The 17,711-nt window shown below is 62.9% G+C and carries 13 protein-coding genes; 11 read left to right on the top strand and 2 right to left on the bottom strand.

What is annotated here, in order from left to right:
- Nucleotides 1-20 precede the first annotated feature (20 nt).
- Nucleotides 21-1,517 (bottom strand): Na+/H+ antiporter NhaC family protein, encoded by a 1,497-nt coding sequence (locus HA399_RS09640; RefSeq protein WP_404324796.1) that lies wholly within the window; start codon nucleotides 1,515-1,517, stop codon nucleotides 21-23.
- Between the two features lie 205 nt (nucleotides 1,518-1,722).
- Here HA399_RS09640 and HA399_RS09635 point away from each other — a divergent pair, with 205 nt between their 5' ends.
- The 5 genes from HA399_RS09635 (at nucleotide 1,723) to HA399_RS09615 (ending at nucleotide 8,970) form a co-directional block, all read left to right on the top strand.
- Nucleotides 1,723-2,553 carry a helix-turn-helix transcriptional regulator gene (locus HA399_RS09635; RefSeq protein ID WP_404324795.1) on the top strand — a complete coding sequence of 277 codons (831 nt, stop codon included), beginning with the start codon at nucleotides 1,723-1,725 and terminating at the stop codon, nucleotides 2,551-2,553.
- A gap of 132 nt (nucleotides 2,554-2,685) precedes the next feature.
- A complete protein-coding gene (locus HA399_RS09630) occupies nucleotides 2,686-4,275 on the top strand; it encodes a peptide chain release factor 3 (protein ID WP_153635928.1) in 1,590 nt (529 codons plus the stop codon).
- Between the two features lie 387 nt (nucleotides 4,276-4,662).
- On the top strand, nucleotides 4,663-5,145 hold the full coding sequence (mscL, locus tag HA399_RS09625; RefSeq protein ID WP_054557004.1) for a large conductance mechanosensitive channel protein MscL: 483 nt from the start codon (nucleotides 4,663-4,665) through the stop codon (nucleotides 5,143-5,145).
- Between the two features lie 139 nt (nucleotides 5,146-5,284).
- Nucleotides 5,285-6,052, top strand: a complete 768-nt coding sequence (locus HA399_RS09620) for a TatD family hydrolase (RefSeq protein ID WP_404324794.1) — start codon at nucleotides 5,285-5,287, stop codon at nucleotides 6,050-6,052.
- Nucleotides 6,053-6,126: 74 nt separating this feature from the next.
- The gene (locus HA399_RS09615; protein WP_404324793.1) at nucleotides 6,127-8,970 is read left to right on the top strand and encodes an EAL domain-containing protein; all 2,844 of its coding nucleotides are present in this window, start codon (nucleotides 6,127-6,129) and stop codon (nucleotides 8,968-8,970) included.
- A 132-nt stretch (nucleotides 8,971-9,102) separates the two neighbouring features.
- On the opposite strand, the gene HA399_RS09610 is transcribed toward HA399_RS09615, so the two are convergent.
- Nucleotides 9,103-10,224, bottom strand: coding sequence for a YgfZ/GcvT domain-containing protein (locus HA399_RS09610; protein WP_404324792.1), 1,122 nt, complete (start codon nucleotides 10,222-10,224; stop codon nucleotides 9,103-9,105).
- A gap of 282 nt (nucleotides 10,225-10,506) precedes the next feature.
- Here HA399_RS09610 and HA399_RS09605 point away from each other — a divergent pair, with 282 nt between their 5' ends.
- The 6 genes from HA399_RS09605 to livM all read left to right on the top strand — a co-directional run bounded on the left by HA399_RS09605 (nucleotide 10,507) and on the right by livM (nucleotide 17,606).
- A complete protein-coding gene (locus HA399_RS09605) occupies nucleotides 10,507-10,698 on the top strand; it encodes a hypothetical protein (protein ID WP_054557000.1) in 192 nt (63 codons plus the stop codon).
- Between the two features lie 87 nt (nucleotides 10,699-10,785).
- Entirely contained in the window at nucleotides 10,786-11,220 is a 435-nt protein-coding gene (locus HA399_RS09600) for an OsmC family protein (protein WP_054556999.1), read from the top strand.
- A gap of 66 nt (nucleotides 11,221-11,286) precedes the next feature.
- Nucleotides 11,287-13,314 (top strand): excinuclease ABC subunit UvrB, encoded by a 2,028-nt coding sequence (gene uvrB / locus HA399_RS09595; protein WP_404324791.1) that lies wholly within the window; start codon nucleotides 11,287-11,289, stop codon nucleotides 13,312-13,314.
- A gap of 652 nt (nucleotides 13,315-13,966) precedes the next feature.
- Nucleotides 13,967-15,067, top strand: a complete 1,101-nt coding sequence (locus HA399_RS09590) for a branched-chain amino acid ABC transporter substrate-binding protein (RefSeq protein WP_404326949.1) — start codon at nucleotides 13,967-13,969, stop codon at nucleotides 15,065-15,067.
- Nucleotides 15,068-15,360: 293 nt separating this feature from the next.
- Entirely contained in the window at nucleotides 15,361-16,281 is a 921-nt protein-coding gene (livH, locus tag HA399_RS09585; protein WP_043336883.1) for a high-affinity branched-chain amino acid ABC transporter permease LivH, read from the top strand.
- Entirely contained in the window at nucleotides 16,281-17,606 is a 1,326-nt protein-coding gene (gene livM, locus HA399_RS09580; RefSeq protein ID WP_082388855.1) for a high-affinity branched-chain amino acid ABC transporter permease LivM, read from the top strand. Before livH ends, livM begins: the two co-directional genes overlap by 1 nt.
- The last annotated feature ends 105 nt before the right edge of the window (nucleotides 17,607-17,711 follow it).

The following is a 17,711-nucleotide window of genomic DNA, read 5'->3' as shown; positions in this document are numbered from 1 at the left end:
GCAGCTCAGTCAGGGGCACATCAGTTGGCTGAGCTTGGGGCTGAACTTGAGACTGAACTTGGGGCTGACGCTGACAGCGAGGAGCGCACAGCGGGCGTGTCGCCGGTATCTTCGTCCTGCGCGCTCGCCTGGCCTGCCGGGCTGAAACGACGGCCCCAGCCGGTGGCGATGGAGACGCTCATCACGGCCAGCAGGACCCAGGCGTAGAGCACCCAGGGCGTCAGATCGAGCGGCATCAGGGCCGGCACGCCGGGGAAGGTCTCGGCGGCCTTCACGGACAGCCCGGAGGCGAACAGCAGCGCGGCGGACCAGGGCAGCGAATAGACCAGGGTGCAGGACATGCTGTCGATGATGTTGGCGCGACGGTAAGGGCTCAGGCCGAAGCGTTCACCGACCGGTTTGGCGTAGGACAGGCCGACCGCGAGGATCGCCGGGGCATTGATGCTCATCAGCGAGGACATCAGCAGCGAGAGCCCGGCGGAGGAGGCTTCCGCGCCACGCGGTGTGCGCACGACCCCCTTGAGCGCATTGATCAGCCTCTCACTGCCAACGCCATCGAGCATCAGGCGAATGCCCGCCGACAGCAGGATCACCAGAATCGACAGGTCTGCCATCCAGCCGGCCACGCCATTGATCAGCGCGCCATTCTCGACCGACACGAAACCGCTCAGGGTGTTGAGGCCGGTGAGCATCGCCACCAGCATGCCGGATAGGATTCCCACGGTGGTGGCGAAGATCACATCGCCTTTCTTCATGGCCACGTAGATGGCGGCCAGGGCGGGCAGCAACATCACCAGGCCCTTGGGGTCCATGTGCTCGGCCAGCTGTTCATGCGCGATGACCAGCGGCGTGGTTTGCTGCGTCAGACTGATCAGCACCATCACCACGAGCGTGATGCTGCCGGCCACCAGCGTGAAGGGCAGTCGGGAGCGAACCACGCCACCGATGTCGGCGCCCTGACTCGCCGCCGAGGAAATGGTGGTGTCGGAGATGGGCGCCAGATTGTCGCCGAAGGCGCCGCCGCCCACGATGGCCCCTGCCAGCAGCAGCGGGTCGGCGCCCAGCATGACGCCTGCGGGATAGAGCACGCCCATGCCCGCGGCGATGGTGCCGAAGCCGGTGCCTGCCGCGGTGGCGAACAGGGCGCAGGCGAGGAAGGTCACGACAAGGAAGGCCGTGCCGGTGGCGCCGGTGTGATAGGCCGCCCACAGGATGCCGTCCACCAGTCCCGAGGAGCGCAGAACCGTGGCGAAGATGCCGGCAAAGATCCACGCCGCCACCGGGGCGATGGCCACCTTGCTGGCCATGCCCTTCATGATGGTGTCGCTGTAGACGGACTTGTCACGGGCAAACAGGAAGGTGACCAGCAGGCCGGCGAGAATGCCGACCCACATGCCCTGGATGGTCGGCTCCTCCAGGCTGGTGGCCACATGGATGGCCGTGGTGATGAAGCACAGGATGGGCAGGAACGAGACCCAGGGCCCGCCGTGGAACGTGAGTTTGGATGCAGGAGTCATGCGATAGCCTCTTTTATGGTTATTACTATCTGCGTGTGAGGGACTTCTGCATTGCATCATTCACTCGTGAGGCGCGGAATTTGACGACCTGACTCAAGGTGGCGCACTCAGACGCACTATCTGATACAGACTGCGCCTGATGTACTCTGGGTCATGGCGGGGGAGCGGCGTAGACTGAGGCTCTATCCCGGCGCGAGACAGACCCATGAACGAAGACCTGGCCCTCAATCTGCGGCTGCTGTGCAGCTACTACCGATCCATCGCCGAGGTGAGTCGGCGGCTCGAGATCAGTCGGCCACAGTTCAATCGATATCTGAGCGGTCAGTACCGGCCCGCTGCGCATACGCTGCGACGGATCTGCGAGTTCTTCGGGGTGGAGGAGCACGAGATCCTGCTGCCCAATCGTCAGTTCCAGCGTCTGGTGCAGGTGCGCCCCAAGCCGCGCGAGAGTCACGCCACGCGTGTGGAGAGCGAGCCGCTGGCGCAGCTGAGACGCTCGGGCGCCTCCGAGCTGAGCCGCTATGTGGGCCACTACTATGAGTACTATCTGTCGACGTCGTCGCCGGGGCGGATACTGCGGGGGCTGGTGTCCATCATCCAGCGCGAGGATGGCGTCTATTACCAGCGTCTTGAGCGCCTGGTCGAGCGCGAGTCGTCCGGCGTCGGCGTGTCACACTGCAAGTATCAGGGGATGGCGTTCTATCTGAGCGATCGCATCTTCATGACCGACTACGAGTCGATGACCGGCAATGAGATCACCCAGACCATCCTCTACCCGACCTTCACCAGCCGTGTGTCGCGCCTCAAGGGGCTGCGGATCGGGGTATCGGCAAGTGGTGATCGCACGCCGGCCAGTACCCGCGTGCTGCTCGAATATCTCGGGCGTGACATCCGGGTTCGCTGCGCGCTGAAGCAATGCGGCCTCTATCCCCTGGACAGCGACGAGATCGAGGATGCCATCCGCCACGAGATCCTCAATGATCAGGCCCCGGTGGGCGAGGGGCCCTGGCATTTTCGCGCGCGCAAGGATGACTGAAGGCCGCTGATCGCGCTCGCCTCTGTTGCCGCGCCGCGCCAGCCGCTACAATGCGCGCCATTCGTCTTGTTCTGCTATTCACCCAACAGTGCGCGCGGCGTGCCTCACGTCGGGCCGGATGCCTTTCAGCTCATGTCAGATTCCCAGATTGCCAAGGCGGCGGATGTGCGCCGTACATTCGCCATCATCTCTCACCCGGATGCCGGTAAGACCACCATTACCGAGAAGCTGTTGCTGTTCGGGAATGCCATCCAGATGGCCGGCTCGGTCAAGAGCAAGCGGGCCGATCGCCACGCAACCTCTGACTGGATGAAGATGGAGCAGGAGCGTGGCATCTCCGTGACCACCTCCGTGATGCAGTTCCCCTACAAGGACCGCATGGTCAACCTGCTGGATACCCCCGGGCACGAGGACTTCTCCGAAGATACCTACCGGACGCTGACCGCCGTCGACTCGGCGCTGATGGTCATCGATGGTGCCAAGGGTGTCGAGGACCGCACCATCAAGCTGATGGAAGTCTGCCGCCTGCGCACCACGCCGATCCTGACCTTCGTCAACAAGATGGACCGCGAGACGCGTGACCCCATCGAGGTGATGGACGAAGTCGAGACGGTGCTCAACATCCAGTGTGCGCCGATGACCTGGCCGATCGGCGTCGGCAAGGGTTTCAAGGGCGTCTATCACCTGCTCAATGACGAGATCCACCTCTACAAGCAGGGCCAGGGCAACCGCATCCCCGATGACGTGCGCATCAAGGGCCTCGACAGCCCCGAAGCCATCGAAGTGCTGGGCGAAGACCTGATCGAAGAGCTGAGCATGGAAGTCGAGCTGGTGCGCGGCGCCTCTCACGAGTTCGATCTCGAGGCCTATCGTCGCGGTGAACTGACGCCGGTCTACTTCGGTACCGCCATGGGCAACTTCGGCGTGCGCGAGATGCTCGACGGCTTCGTCGAATATGCCCCGCCGCCCCAGCCGCGCGATACCGATACCCGCGAAGTCACGGCCCACGATGAGCGCTTCACCGGCTTCGTGTTCAAGATCCAGGCCAACATGGACCCGAAACACCGTGACCGTGTTGCCTTCCTGCGTGTCTGCTCCGGCAAGTACGAGAAGAACATGAAGATGCGACACGTGCGCATCAACAAGGACGTCAAGATTCCTGATGCCCTGACCTTCATGGCGGCGGACCGCTCCCACGTGGAAGAGGCCTGGCCGGGCGATATCATCGGCCTGCACAACCACGGCACCATCCAGATCGGTGATACCTTCACCATCGGCGAGGACATGCGCTTCACCGGCATTCCGCACTTCGCGCCGGAACTGTTCAAGCGCGTGCGCCTGAAGGACCCGCTGAAGATGAAGGCGCTGCAGAAAGGTCTGCAGCAGCTCTCCGAAGAGGGCGCGACCCAGGTCTTCCAGCCGTTCGACAACAACGACCTGATCGTCGGTGCTGTCGGTACGCTGCAGTTTGACGTGGTCGCTCACCGCCTGAAGGAAGAGTACAAGGTCGAGTGCATCTATGAGGCGATCAACGTGCAGACCGCGCGCTGGATCTACTGCGATGACACCAAGATGCTGGAAGACTTCAAGCGTAAGGCCAGTGCCAACCTGGCCTACGACGGCGGTGGCTGGCTGACCTACATCGCGCCGACCCGCGTCAACCTGCAGCTGACCCAGGAGCGCTGGCCGGACATCACCTTCCGCGCGACCCGTGAGCACTGAGATAGTTGCCGCAACGGCGTTGCCACAACGGCGTTGCTCTAGCGGCGATGTTGTAATGGTGCTGCGATAGCCAGACTGTCGATCACGCCATGAAGAACGCCACCCCTCGGGGTGGCGTTTTTTTATGCCCAGATAAAGGTGGCGTTTTTTGTGTCCAGACATGCGTGTAACCCTACGTTTACACAGCCAACCCATGGCGCGGCATCAGCACGGCATAATGTTCGGGTCATGTTGTCTTGCTGGCATCCGTGTGATGAAGCTTGCTGGGGCGAAGGTCGGTAGGGCGCAGACAATGACAACAACAATGGCGTGGGATGTGTCTCAGTGCGGGCCATGCATGATGCGTGGCAATCCACCGGATGGTTAGCGAGTGACAGGAGATGACAGATGTCCGGATTCATGCAGGAATTTCGTGATTTTGCCGTCAAGGGAAGCGTCGTCGACATGGCGGTCGGCATCATCATCGGCGGGGCATTCACACTGATCGTCAAGAGTCTGGTCGGTGACATGCTCAACCCGCTGATTGGGCTGCTGATCGGCGGAGTCGATTTCGCCAACTTCTTTGTCGTCCTCAAGGAAGGCGCTCAGGCCGCGCCCTATGCCAGTCTCGAGGCGGCCAAGGAAGCGGGAGCCGTCACGCTGAACTATGGCTTGTTCATCAATGCCATCATCAGCTTTGCCCTGGTGGCGCTGGCGGTATTCGTGTTGATCCGCCAGATCAACAAGCTCAAGAAGGAAGCCGAGGAAGCGCCGGAAGAGGTCACCGACAAGGATTGCCCGTATTGTCTTTCCAAGGTGCCGCTGGCGGCGACTCGTTGTGGTCATTGCACCTCCGAGCTGGCGCCGGCAGCGCCGGTGGAGGCGGCCTAGGCCATCTGCGTCAGTCACGACGACTGGCAAGCAATATCGACACTCGTCCTCAAGGGACCGGCCACCAGGCCGGTCCCTTCGTTTGTCTGACACACGCGGATATAGCACGATGGCTGTACGACCATCACCGGGAGATTCCATGCTGATCGACAGCCATTGTCATCTGGATTTCGCTGACTTCACGCCGGATCGTGAGGCGGTCATCGCGCGTGCCGAGCAGGAAGACGTCTCGGCCTTCGTGGTGCCCGCCACCACGGTGGCAAGCTTTTCGGCAGTGCTGGCGCTGGCGGATTCATCGGCGCGTATCTTCGGCTCCCTGGGACTGCATCCCTATTTTCTGTCCGAGCATGGTGAGGGCGCGCTGGCAGCGCTTCATCAGGCCCTCGATCAGCATGCTGGCCAGATCGTCGCGTTGGGCGAATGTGGCTTCGATGCGCGACTGGCCGATCATGACGCCCAATGGCAGCTGTTCGAGGCCCAGCTGAGCATGGCACGCGAATTCTCCCTGCCTGTCATCGTGCACTGCGTGCGCGCCAATGACGAAGTCGCCAAGCGTATCAAGCAGGCACGACTCACCCGTGGCGGTATCATCCACGCCTTCGCGGGCAGTCAGGTGCAGGCGGAGCGCTTTCTCGAGCTTGGCTTCGTGCTGGGGCTGGGCGGCAGCGTGACCTACCCGCGTGCCAACAAGCTGCGCGGAGTGGTGGCGTCACTGCCCGACGATGGCTTCGTGCTGGAAACCGACAGCCCCGACATGCCGCTGTGCGGATTTCAGGGCCAGCGCAATGAGCCATCGCGAGTGGCCAAGGTCGCGGATGTGGTGGCGGAACTGCGTTCGAGCAGTCGCCACGATATCGCGTTATCCACCATGACGAATGTGCAGCGTATTCTTCAACTGAACGTCTGATCTAGACTGACCTCAAAGGCCAGGCGACAGCCTGCCGACCCGGTTCAGGAGGTCGCCTCATCATCGGTAAATCAATGTCAGATTCTTCAGCATCGCGTTCCTCCTCTCGTGTGCCGGCACACGAGTCTTCTGCTGTCTTCGCGCACGCCTCCCTGCCTGCTGGCCCCCGCTATCGGATGTACCTGCTGCCGCTGCTGTTGCTGGCGGCATTGCTGGCCACCGCCTGGTTGACGGCCAGCCAGATCACGCAATCCCGCGAGGCGGATCGTGAGTCCGACCGGCAGCGGCTGGCCTTGTGGGTCCAGAGTGAACAGCGCCTGCTCGCGGGACAGTTGCAGGAGAACGGCTACTGGGAAGAAGCCGTGACCAGGTTTCTGCGCGAGCCCGAGCTCGACACGACCTGGCTCGAGTACATGTATGGCCCCGAGTTCGCCATCAATACCGGCATACATCTGATCTCTGCCGTGCGTGGCGATGGGCAGGTGGCCGCCTGGGTGCAGCACAACGCCGGGTCGCCGGGGGCCGACTGGCTGGGCAAGCAGCCGGTGAGCTGGCGACGTGCACTCGCCCCCGTCATGCAGGCGGCCCGCCAGTCACCGACACAACCTCAGCTGGCCTGGTTGATCGTCGACAACCAGCCATGGCTGATCGGCATGCAGGGGCTCTACGAGGATGAGGAGGCCTTGCCAGCGCAGGATGAGCAGGGGCTGTTGATTCTGGGCATGCCGCTCACGACAGACCTGCTGGACGAGCAGGCGGCCGTGCTGGGCTTGAAGGGTCTGCAGGTGATCAGCAACGCCATGCCACAGCCCATAGCGACGCAGCAGGTCTGCGTGGCCTTGCCCGCTTCTGGTCGTGCCGATCGCTACAACCATGCCAAGGCCTGCTGGCAGGATGAAAATCGCGTCGCTCAGTTGCTGCAGGAGATGGGCACTCCGCTGGCGGTGCTGTTGTTGATCATTGTGCTGGCGGGCATGGGCACCATCGGCATGCTGGTGCGCGACAGTCGGCGCCGCAGGGCGAGTCGGGCCTATGGCGCCTATCTCGAGCATCAATACCAGCGCCACAGCATTCTCAACCAGCAATTCCTGAGCGTCCCCTATGAAACCCACACGCCGCAGAATGCGCGTGCCTCTCTCACCCGCTACCTGCAGCGCGTGCGCGAGATGCTGGGGGCAGAGATCATCATCTATCGGCGTGAGGTGGGAAATCCCAACGCCGGCTACCTGATTCTGCAGAGTCATGATGAGCGTGAGTGGTTGAGTGAAGCATCGTTGCGGCGTGATCCTCTCTGGCGCCTGCCGGTGGGGCGCGTGTGCGTGTCAGCCGGTGATCGCTCGCGACGCGATGGCGATGGGAGCGTCGACAAAAGTGTCGATGAGCAGGAAGATCGCGCGCTGCTGCTGTGTCAGCGACTGGGCGCCAGCCAGCTGATGGGCTATTCGGTCTCGCCGCATCCCGGACGCAGCGAATTGCTGCTGGTGGCCAGTCGCGGCCATCGACTCAACGCCACCGAGATGATGCCGTTGCTGGACATGACCCTCGATACGCTGGTGGTACGAGGGCTGGAGCAGGAGCGTGTGCTGCTCCAGCACCAGTTGCTCGAGGAGCGCGAGACGGATCTCGATACCGGTCTGCTCAGTCGTGAAGGCATGCTGCGCCTGATCAAGGTGCGGATTGACCAGCTGGGCGAGGTCGCGCCGATGGAGGGCTTCGTGCTGATGGCGCTTAGGATCGGCGGCTTGCAGGTGCTCTACGATCATGCCGGCGCCGAGCCGGGCAATCACCAGCTGGAGCAGGTCCAGAAGCGTATCGCTCCCTTGCTGGGCAATTCCGGCGATGTGGCGCGCCTCGAGACCGACAGGCTGCTGATCATGGTCCAGCGCCGGCTGCTGGAAGCGACGCGTGGCGGTATCAGCGGCTGGCTGGACAACCTGCTGAATGCCGTGCGCGACAAGGTCACGCTCAATGATGAGGTGATCTATCTGCAGCCGAGCCTGGGCATCACGCGCTATCCCGAGGATGGCCATCAGGTGGATGCGCTGGTCTATCGCGCTGAACGTGCCTTGCACGATACCCAGCAATGCCAACGCGAGTGGCATTTCTTCGATGAGGAGGCGGAGCGTGAGTTGCGTCGCCTCAAGCAGTTGGAGGCCGAGTTCACCGTCGCGCTGCGCGAGAATCAGCTCAGGCTCTTCGTGCAGCCGATCGTCGACGGGCGTACCGGCCGCTTGCAGCTGTCGGAGGCGCTGATTCGCTGGCAGCACCCGGAACATGGCTTGATGGGCTCGGCGGATTTCATGGCCATCGTCGAGTCCGCCCGCCTGGATGTCGCGCTGGGGCGCTGGGTGCTCAAGGAGAGCATCGCGACCCTGATGCGCGTCCACGAGAGCGGCCATGAGCTGCATCTGAGCGTCAACGTGACCGTGCGCCACATGATGGACAAGCGCTTCCTGTCAGACTTGGACATGTTGTTCCGGCATCCGGAGCTGTGTGAGCGTCTGACGCTTGAGCTAGTCGAGAGCCAGCTGCCGGAAGATATCCAGGCCCTGGCCGTGCTGTTCCAGGCCATCCGGGCTCACGGCGTGGCGTTGGCACTGGACGATTTCGGCACGGGCTACTCCTCGCTGTCACAGTTGCAGCGGCTACCGTTCGACAAGCTCAAGATCGATCGGCAGTTCGTGACGGCGCTGGGCTCCAGCAAGGGGCAGGCCATGATCGAAGCGATGCTGGGGCTGGCGGAGGCCTTCCATCTTGCAGTGGTGGCCGAAGGCATCGAGACGCCGGAGCAGCGAGCCGAATTGCTCGCGCATGGCTGCTCGCTGCATCAGGGCTATCTCTATGCACGACCGATGCCGGTGCAGGAGCTGATCGAGCACCTGATCGCAGGAGATGGCTGGCTGCCGGAAGGGCTGTGAGCCCCGGCAGGTGCGTGAGGTCTGCAATCCGTGAAAGACGAAAGCCCCGCACGTTGGCACGTGCGGGGCTTTCCTGTGGCGGCTTTCAAGCGATCAGTCCCTCAGGGCGATCAGCCTTTCAAGCCGTACCCTTCAGCCCTTGAGCTGCTCCGGGTCGCGACGCTCGACGGCATAGGGCAGCGCGCTGCGCTCAAGCTGGGTGCCATCTTCCAATGCCAATGCGATCTCTTCATCGCGCAGGCTGATCACGGCCAGCAGCTCCAGGCGACCCTGCTCATCATGGGCTGCCTGCAGCACTTCGCCGAGGGACTTGCCGTCGGGGCTTGTGACCTTGCTGCCCACCGCCGGCAAGTCGGCCGGCTGCGCCGTCGTCAGGCGTTGCAGGCGCTTCTTGACCTGGCCGCGGAAGTGGGCGCGGGCCACGACTTCCTGACCGGTGTAGCAGCCCTTCTTGAAGCTGATCGCGGCGAGGGCTTCCAGATTGAGCATCTGCGGCAGCCAGCTGTCAGTCTGCGCGGAGGTGACCCATTGCAGACCGGCGCGGATATCTTCCAGGCACCAGCGGGTGTCATCGCTGGCGGCCACATCACGTGCGAAAAGCGCCGTCGCGAGGTCTGCCAGGGCGGCATGCGGGCCGACCAGTATCGCGCGCGGGGTATTGCCTGACGGCTGGCGCGCCAGCGCGCAGGTCTGCGGTTCATCGTCCTCGCTCGACTGCAGGGGCGACGGGAGGACCGAGCGCATGGCCAGGTCATGCCCGGCCAGCGCAGGTGCCGCCAGGGCGTCGGCACAGGCCGCCAGAGTCTGCTCGCCGAGCAGGCCGAGCACGCTCAGCTCACTCGACACCTCCAGCGTCACCTTGTAGAAGGGCGCGAACTTGGCCAGATGGGCACGCAGCGGTTCGGCGGTGCCAGCCGGCATCACCAGCCACAGGCGCTCTTCGCTGACGCGCAGCAGCTGGGCCATGGCCAGAATGCGTCCCTTCGGGGTGCAGAAGGTCGTCAGCGGCGCCAGCTCGCCATCGACCAGGCTCAGCTGCTGTGAGGTCTGTCCCTGCAGAAAGCGTTCGCCATCCTTGCCGCAGACCTCGAGTACCTCGAAATTGTCCAGCGGGGTCAGCACATTTTCGGTCAGTACATTCTTGGTCATGTCAGCGAGTGGCATGGAGGCGTCGGCTGGCTCACCCAGCGTCAGGCGGCCGTCCTCGCCGAGCTGGTAGCCGTGGTCTTGCATCAGGGTCTTCAAGGGATTCATCTACCACCATCCTGTTGCGAAGGAGTGAACTGCCGGTTGCGCACTGGCAACCATGCGGCATGTCGGATGCCCGCATTGTCACGCGCCAGCTGGCGGCTGTCAGCCCCTTGTGCCCCAAGTGGCAGAAAAGAACGGGCAAATCAGTGTTCCCGTCCTGTCAGCCGTTTCTGCGGCCTGGCTCGCGACGAGTCTGATGCGCGCTGACTGTCAGGCAACCGTGCTATTCTTGACGGCTGCAATGCGCCGCGGCGCCCCTTTTTACTGCATGACAGGAATGACACGATGGCCAGCTTTTCTCTTACTCTGATCGGCGTCGAGAGCGTCAAGGACGTCAACAAGGTCACCACGGCGCTGATGATGATGGATGGCGTCAAGGAAGCCGAGGTCGGACGTGGCTTTGCCGAAGTCGACGGTCAGGTGCGTTATGACGCGCTGGTCAAGACGGTCGAGAAGGCCGGTTACAAGGTCAAGTGACCGCAGTGCGGTGACGCGGGACAGGCGACAAGCAGACAAGGTCTCACGAGCGGGATCACGGATAGATCAGCGACAGGGAGGTGACGAATGAGCATCGAGGTAATCAGCCGTCGGTCAGGCAGTTTCGTGCAACGGGTACAGGTCGCAAGCTTTGATGAGTTGCTGGTCGATGTGCCGGCGGTGGTCGGTGGCGACGAGAGCGCCCCGGACCCGCATGACTACTTCGACCTGTCGCTGGGGGCCTGCAAGTCGATCACCGTGCAGATGTACGCCCGGCGCAAGGGCTTGCCGCTGGCAGGGATCATCACCACGGTGGACCGGGACGACAGCGACGAGCGCCGTGGCAGCAACAGCGAATATCGTCTCACGGTCAGCATGCAGTTTCTGGCCGAGGAGGGCCATGAGCTGGACGCCGAGACCCGCGCGCGTCTGATCGAGATCTCCGAGCGTTGCCCCATCCATCGCCTGATGACCAGCACCCGGGTCTCGGTGACCAGTCGAGAAGCGCCCGCGAGCGAATGATGCCGCCGGGCAATCATCTGCCTGTCGTCAGTTGAAGACCCGACTGACTGCCACCATTGAGAGCGCATGAGTAAACCATTTCGCATCGATTCCAAGTTTCAGCCGGCCGGTGACCAACCGGCGGCCATCGAGAAGCTGATCACCGGCCTGGACGCGGGCCTGGCGCATCAGACCCTTCTGGGCGTGACCGGCTCCGGCAAGACCTTCACGGTGGCCAACATCGTGGAGCGCCTGCAGCGCCCGGCCATCGTCATGGCCCCCAACAAGACGCTGGCGGCGCAGCTATACGGCGAGTTCAAGTCGTTCTTCCCCGACAACGCCGTCGAATATTTCGTCTCCTATTACGATTACTACCAGCCCGAAGCCTACGTCGCCTCCTCGGACACCTTCATCGAGAAGGATGCCTCGATCAACGACCACATCGAGCAGATGCGTCTGTCGGCGACCAAGGCGCTGCTGGAGCGCCGCGATGCGATCATCGTGGTCTCCGTCTCGGCCATCTACGGCCTGGGTGACCCGGACCAGTACCTGAAGATGCGCCTGCACTTCAATCGTGGCGAGCAGATCGATCAGCGCGGCTTCCTCAGGCGTCTGGCGGAGCTGCAGTACACCCGCAACGACATGGATTTCCGGCGCGGTACCTATCGGGTGCGCGGCGACGTGATCGACATCTTCCCGGCCGACTCCGAAGAGCAGGCGGTGCGTGTCGAGCTGTTCGATGACGAGATCGATTCCATCTGGCTGTTCGATCCGCTGACCGGTGAAGTGGCCGAGTCGGTACCGCGCATGACCATCTATCCCAAGAGTCACTACGTGACGCCGCGCGAGACCATCGTCGCTGCGGTCGATCACATCAAGGAAGAACTGGTCGAGCGTCTCGATTACCTGCGCAAGCACGACAAGCTGGTCGAGGCCCAGCGCCTGGAGCAGCGTACCCTCTATGACATCGAGATGATGATGGAGCTGGGTTACTGCAACGGCATCGAGAACTACTCGCGCTATCTGTCGGGGCGTGATCCCGGCAATGCGCCGCCGACCTTCTTCGACTACCTGCCCAAGGACGCGCTGGTCTTCATCGATGAGTCCCACGTCAGCGTGCCGCAGGTCGGCGGCATGTATCGTGGTGACCGCTCGCGCAAGGAAACGCTGGTGGAGTACGGCTTCCGCCTGCCGTCGGCCCTCGACAACCGCCCGATGAAATTCGAGGAGTGGGAGAGCATCCTGCCGCAGACCGTATTCGTCTCGGCGACGCCTGGCCCCTACGAGGAAGAGCATGCCGGCCAGGTGGTGGAGCAGGTGGTACGTCCCACCGGGCTGCTCGATCCGGTCATCGAGGTACGTTCGGCCTCGACCCAGGTGGATGACGTCCTCTCGGAGATTCGCGCGCGCACCAAGGTCGGCGAGCGCGTGCTGATCACCACGCTGACCAAGCGCATGTCGGAAGACCTGACCGAGTATCTGGGCGAGCACGACGTGCGGGTGCGCTATCTGCACTCCGACATCGACACCGTCGAGCGCGTCGAGATCATTCGTGACCTGCGTCTGGGCAAGTTCGATGTGCTGGTCGGCATCAACCTGCTGCGTGAGGGCCTCGATATTCCGGAGGTCTCGCTGGTGGCGATCCTGGATGCCGACAAGGAGGGCTTCCTGCGCTCGGAACGCTCCCTGATCCAGACCATCGGTCGCGCGGCGCGTAATGCCAACGGCAAGGCCATTCTGTACGGGGATCGCATCACCGATTCCATGCAGCGGGCCATTGCCGAGACTGAACGCCGTCGCGAGAAGCAGATGGCCTTCAATGATGAGCACGGCATCACGCCGCGCACCATCACCAAGTCGGTGGCGGATATCATGGAAGGCGCCCAGGCGCCGGGCCGCAAGAGCAGCCGTCGCAAGGGCAGCGAGCGTCAGGTGGCGGAAGAGACGCCTGACTACGCCGCGCTGGCGGCCGAAGGCCCTCAGGCGCTCGAGAAGGAGATCAGCCGTCTCGAAGATGCCATGTTTGCCGCGGCCAAGAACCTCGAGTTCGAGGAAGCCGGTCGACTGCGCGACCAGATCAACGATGTCCGCAATCGCCTGATCGCGCTGGGCTGACGCTACTCTCCACCCCCCAGCATTCGCGTTGCTAAAGGCATGACCCTGCGCGCCCGACGATGTCACCCATCGTCGGGCGCGTGGCGTTCAGGGCTGGCGGGTATCTGACGGGGAAGTGCCATCAACAAGTTATCCCGTTATCTTACCTGTTGCCTTACTACTCGTCTCATTGCAGCTCAGTGCATGGCTCAGGAGCAGGCGGTTGCTCGGGGAGGGCGGCAGGATTGCTTCTCTTACAACCTTGGGCGTAGCCGGGCAGGGGGGTGCGGTGCGTCCTGATGGTGCAATAGGAGAGGGAAATCCTGTTATCCGCGTGTTGGCATGTGCCAATGACTGGCTTTGATCGGGTTTTCCGAGGATTGTCTGGCCACATTGGAAAGCGTGGTGCTTTTCGCTATTGGCAGGCTGCCGAGCCGCATTCATGAGCGCCCAAACGGTCACTTTACATGCGTATTCGCTGCTGCCAATAATGCTTTCAAGGCATTCCTGAAGTGTCGACCCCCTGCCTGCAGGCTGGCAGCGGCGCACAAGGTCAGCGAATGACAGACACTGTCGCCAGCCTTTTTCGGTCAGCCCAGCGCTGCCACCAGGCGTCAGTCAGGTCTGCCCGGCCGTAGTACAACAATAATCGGGAACAGGAATTCTCATCATGATGCGCAGGTCTCTTCTCGCTCTCGGTATCGCCGCAGCGATGTCCACCCAGGCTCAGGCCGATATCACCATCGCCATGGCAGGCCCGGTCACGGGGCCGGTCGCCCAGTACGGTGACATGCAGTTCATCGGTGCCGAGATGGCCATCGAACGGATCAATGCCGCCGGTGGCGTCGACGGCGAGATGCTCAAGGGCGTCAAATACGACGACGCCTGTGATCCCAAGCAGGCGGTGGCGGTGGCCAACCAGATCGTCAATGATGGCGTCCAGTACGTGATCGGTCACCTGTGCTCCAGCGCGACCCAGCCGGCCTCGGACATCTACGCCGAGGAAGGCGTGATGATGGTCACGGCGGCGTCCACCAGCCCGACCATCACCGAGCAGGGCTATGAGCTGGTCTTCCGCACCATCGGCCTGGATTCCCTGCAGGGGCCGGTCGCCGGGCGCTATATCGCCGAGACGATCAAGCCCACGCACATGGCCGTGATCCACGACAAGCAGCAGTATGGGGAAGGCATCGCCACCGGCGTGCGCGACACCGTCGAGGAGGCGGGCATCGATGTGGTGCTGTTCGAGGGCATCACGGCGGGCGACAAGGATTTCTCGGCGCTGATCTCCAAGCTCAAGAAGGAGAACGTCGACTTCGTCTACTACGGCGGCTATCACCCGGAACTGGGCCTCTTGCTGCGTCAGTCGCGTGAGCTGGGCTTCGATGCCCCCTTCATGGGCCCGGAAGGGGTCGGCAACCCGGACATTTCCAAGATCGCCGGTCAGGCCTCCGAAGGGCTTTATGTGACGCTGCCGCCGGCCTTCGAGACAGACCCGAAGAACGCCGACCTGGTCGCGGCCTTCAAGGACAAGGATCAGGACCCCTCCGGCCCGTTCGTCATGCCGGCCTACACCGCGGTGGAGCTGATCGCCGATGGCATCAAGGGCGCCGATTCCACCGACCCGTATGACGTCGCCGAATATCTGCGCGCCAACAGCTTCGACACGCCCATCGGCAAGGTCGAATACGACGAGAAGGGCGATCTGAAGGACTTCAACTTCGTCGTCTACAACTGGCACGCCGACGGAACCAAGAGCGAAGCGGCACATTGATCATCGGCTGGCCTCTGCTCGTCTGAGCCCAGCCTTCGCCACGGCCATGTGACATCTCATTCGGTACCTCATTTGAGCGATCATTTGAGACCTTGTTCGAGACCTCTTGTGGCCGTGGTGGATCAACCCCGAGACGCTTCCCGTCATGCCTCCTGGCATGGCGGGCTTCTCCGTTCGGTCGAGTCCACGGTGATGCAATATCGCCGTGCCTTCCCGTTGTCGCCGCGCATGCGGCATTTCCCTGACGGTCACCGGCCACAAGCCGAAGACAGTCGCGGCCAAGGGTCGTTTCAATGGAAGACATCCTCTACTTCCTGCAACAGGTCATCAATGGCCTGACCATCGGCAGTACCTATGCCTTGATCGCCATCGGCTACACGATGGTCTACGGCATCATCGGCATGATCAATTTCGCCCACGGCGAGATCTACATGATCGGCACCTACGTGACCTTCATCGTCATCGCGGCGCTGGGCATGCTGGGCATCGCCAACCCCTTCTTCCTGATGGCGGCCGCCTTGCTGGTGGCGGTGCTGGTGTCCTGCGCCTACGGCTTTGCCGTGGAGCGGGTGGCCTATCGTCCGGTACGTGGCTCCAAGCGTCTGATCGCGCTGATCTCGGCGATCGGCATGTCGATCTTCCTGCAGAACTACATGCGGCTGGCCCAGGGCTCGCGTGACATGGCGATCTCCAGCCTGATTCCGGGCGGTTGGGAGTTCGGGCTGGAAAGCTTCGCGGTCAATCTCTCCTACATGCAGGTGATCATCTTCAGCGTCACCCTGGTGTGCATGCTGCTGCTGTCGTCCTTCATCTCGCGCTCCCGCCTGGGGCGTGCCTGTCGTGCCTGCTCGCAGGATGCCGGCATGGCGCGTCTGCTGGGCATCAATACCGACATGATCATCTCGATGACCTTCGTGATCGGGGCGGCGCTTGCCGCCGTGGCGGGCCTGCTGCTCGGCATGTACTACGGCGTGGTCAATCCCTACATCGGCTTCCTGGCCGGTCTCAAGGCGTTCACGGCGGCGGTGCTGGGCGGGATCGGCAGCATCCCCGGCGCGATGCTGGGCGGACTGCTGCTGGGGGTCGCGGAGGCGCTGACCGGCGGTTACCTGTCCACGGAATACAAGGACGTGGTGGCCTTCGGACTGCTGATCCTGATTCTGCTGTTCCGTCCCTCCGGGATTCTCGGCAAGCCCGAAGTGGAGAAGATCTGATGCCCAAGCTTGCGAAACAGACTCTGAAGAAGGCGGGCACCTCGCCTGCCGAGACGTTGCCGCCCCAGCCTGCCTATCGGCGTCCCTGGTGGTCGGCGCTCGCGGCCGCCGTGCTGACCCTCGTGCTGGGCGGCTCGGTGCTGGGGGTGCAGCTCGAATCCACCGGCATCACCACCACGGTGCGCTTGATGGGCATGGACACCTGGGGCTGGTTGCTGGCTGCGGCGCTGGCCGTCTTCCTGCATCAGCTGGTACGCCCGCAGATCGAGGAGTGGCGGGCGCGTACCCGCAAACCCTCACGTTTCAGCGTCCCCGATGTGATGAGCGGCCAGAAGCGTCAACTGTGGATCATGCTGGCCATCGGCGCGCTGCTGATCTTTCCGTTCCTCTCCAACCGCTCGGCGGTGGATCTCGCCACCCTGACGCTGATCTACATCATGCTGGGCCTGGGGCTCAACGTGGTAGTGGGGCTCGCCGGGCTGCTGGATCTCGGCTACGTGGGCTTCTACGCCGTCGGGGCCTATACCTATGCGCTGCTCAACAGCTATCTGGGCTTCAGCTTCTGGGAGGCATTGCCCATCGCCGGGTTGATGACGGCGCTGTTCGGCTATCTGCTCGGCTTCCCGGTACTGCGATTGCGCGGGGATTACCTGGCCATCGTGACGCTGGGTTTCGGGGAGATCATCCGCATCCTGCTCAACAACTGGACCGAGCTGACCGGTGGCCCGAATGGCATCGCGCGCATTCCCAAGCCGACCTTGTTCAACCTCGAGTTCTCGCGGCGAGCCGACGAGGGCAACATCGCCTTCCATGAGTACTTCGGCATCGACTACGACCCGGCCCTCAAGGTGATCTACCTGTATCTGCTGGCCTTGATCCTGGTGCTGATCACGCTGTTCGTGATCTACCGCCTGCTGCGCATGCCCATCGGGCGGGCGTGGGAGGCGCTGCGTGAGGATGATATCGCCTGTCGCTCGCTGGGCATGAACCCCACCGGCATCAAGCTCTCGGCCTTCACGATCGGCGCGAGCTTCGCGGGTTTCGCCGGCGCCTTCTTCGCCGCGCGTCAGGGCTTCATCAGCCCCGAGTCCTTCACCTTCATCGAGTCGGCGATCATTCTGGCCATCGTGGTGCTGGGCGGAATGGGCTCGCAGCTGGGCGTGATCCTGGCGGCGATCGCCATGACCTTGTTGCCGGAGCTGGCACGCGAATTCAATGAATATCGCATGCTGCTGTTCGGACTGATGATGGTGTTGATGATGGTCTGGCGTCCTCAGGGCCTGGTGCCGCTCAAACGACCGCAGATGGAGCTCGACCGTGGCTGATACACATGACAAGCAGGTCCGCGACAAGCAGGTCCGTGACAAGCAGGACCGCGACAGGCAAGACCACGACAATCCGATACCGGTCGCCTCCTCGCGTCGTCAGGC

It is taken from the genome of Cobetia sp. UIB-001 (assembly GCF_044789135.1).
Taxonomy (GTDB): Bacteria; Pseudomonadota; Gammaproteobacteria; order Pseudomonadales; family Halomonadaceae; genus Cobetia; species Cobetia amphilecti.
Note: the sequence above shows the minus strand (reverse complement) of the source record. Positions and strands in the feature narration are given on the sequence as shown.

Excerpts from the sequence above, each read along its gene's own strand:
- HA399_RS09640 (WP_404324796.1), bottom strand. The coding sequence starts at position 1,517 with ATGACTCCTGCATCCAAACTCACGTTCCACGGCGGGCCCTGGGTCTCG.
- HA399_RS09635 (WP_404324795.1), top strand. The coding sequence starts at position 1,723 with ATGAACGAAGACCTGGCCCTCAATCTGCGGCTGCTGTGCAGCTACTAC.
- HA399_RS09630 (WP_153635928.1), top strand. The coding sequence starts at position 2,686 with ATGTCAGATTCCCAGATTGCCAAGGCGGCGGATGTGCGCCGTACATTC.
- mscL (WP_054557004.1), top strand. The coding sequence starts at position 4,663 with ATGTCCGGATTCATGCAGGAATTTCGTGATTTTGCCGTCAAGGGAAGC.
- HA399_RS09620 (WP_404324794.1), top strand. The coding sequence starts at position 5,285 with ATGCTGATCGACAGCCATTGTCATCTGGATTTCGCTGACTTCACGCCG.
- HA399_RS09615 (WP_404324793.1), top strand. The coding sequence starts at position 6,127 with ATGTCAGATTCTTCAGCATCGCGTTCCTCCTCTCGTGTGCCGGCACAC.
- HA399_RS09610 (WP_404324792.1), bottom strand. The coding sequence starts at position 10,224 with ATGAATCCCTTGAAGACCCTGATGCAAGACCACGGCTACCAGCTCGGC.
- HA399_RS09605 (WP_054557000.1), top strand. The coding sequence starts at position 10,507 with ATGGCCAGCTTTTCTCTTACTCTGATCGGCGTCGAGAGCGTCAAGGAC.
- HA399_RS09600 (WP_054556999.1), top strand. The coding sequence starts at position 10,786 with ATGAGCATCGAGGTAATCAGCCGTCGGTCAGGCAGTTTCGTGCAACGG.
- uvrB (WP_404324791.1), top strand. The coding sequence starts at position 11,287 with ATGAGTAAACCATTTCGCATCGATTCCAAGTTTCAGCCGGCCGGTGAC.
- HA399_RS09590 (WP_404326949.1), top strand. The coding sequence starts at position 13,967 with ATGCGCAGGTCTCTTCTCGCTCTCGGTATCGCCGCAGCGATGTCCACC.
- livH (WP_043336883.1), top strand. The coding sequence starts at position 15,361 with ATGGAAGACATCCTCTACTTCCTGCAACAGGTCATCAATGGCCTGACC.
- livM (WP_082388855.1), top strand. The coding sequence starts at position 16,281 with ATGCCCAAGCTTGCGAAACAGACTCTGAAGAAGGCGGGCACCTCGCCT.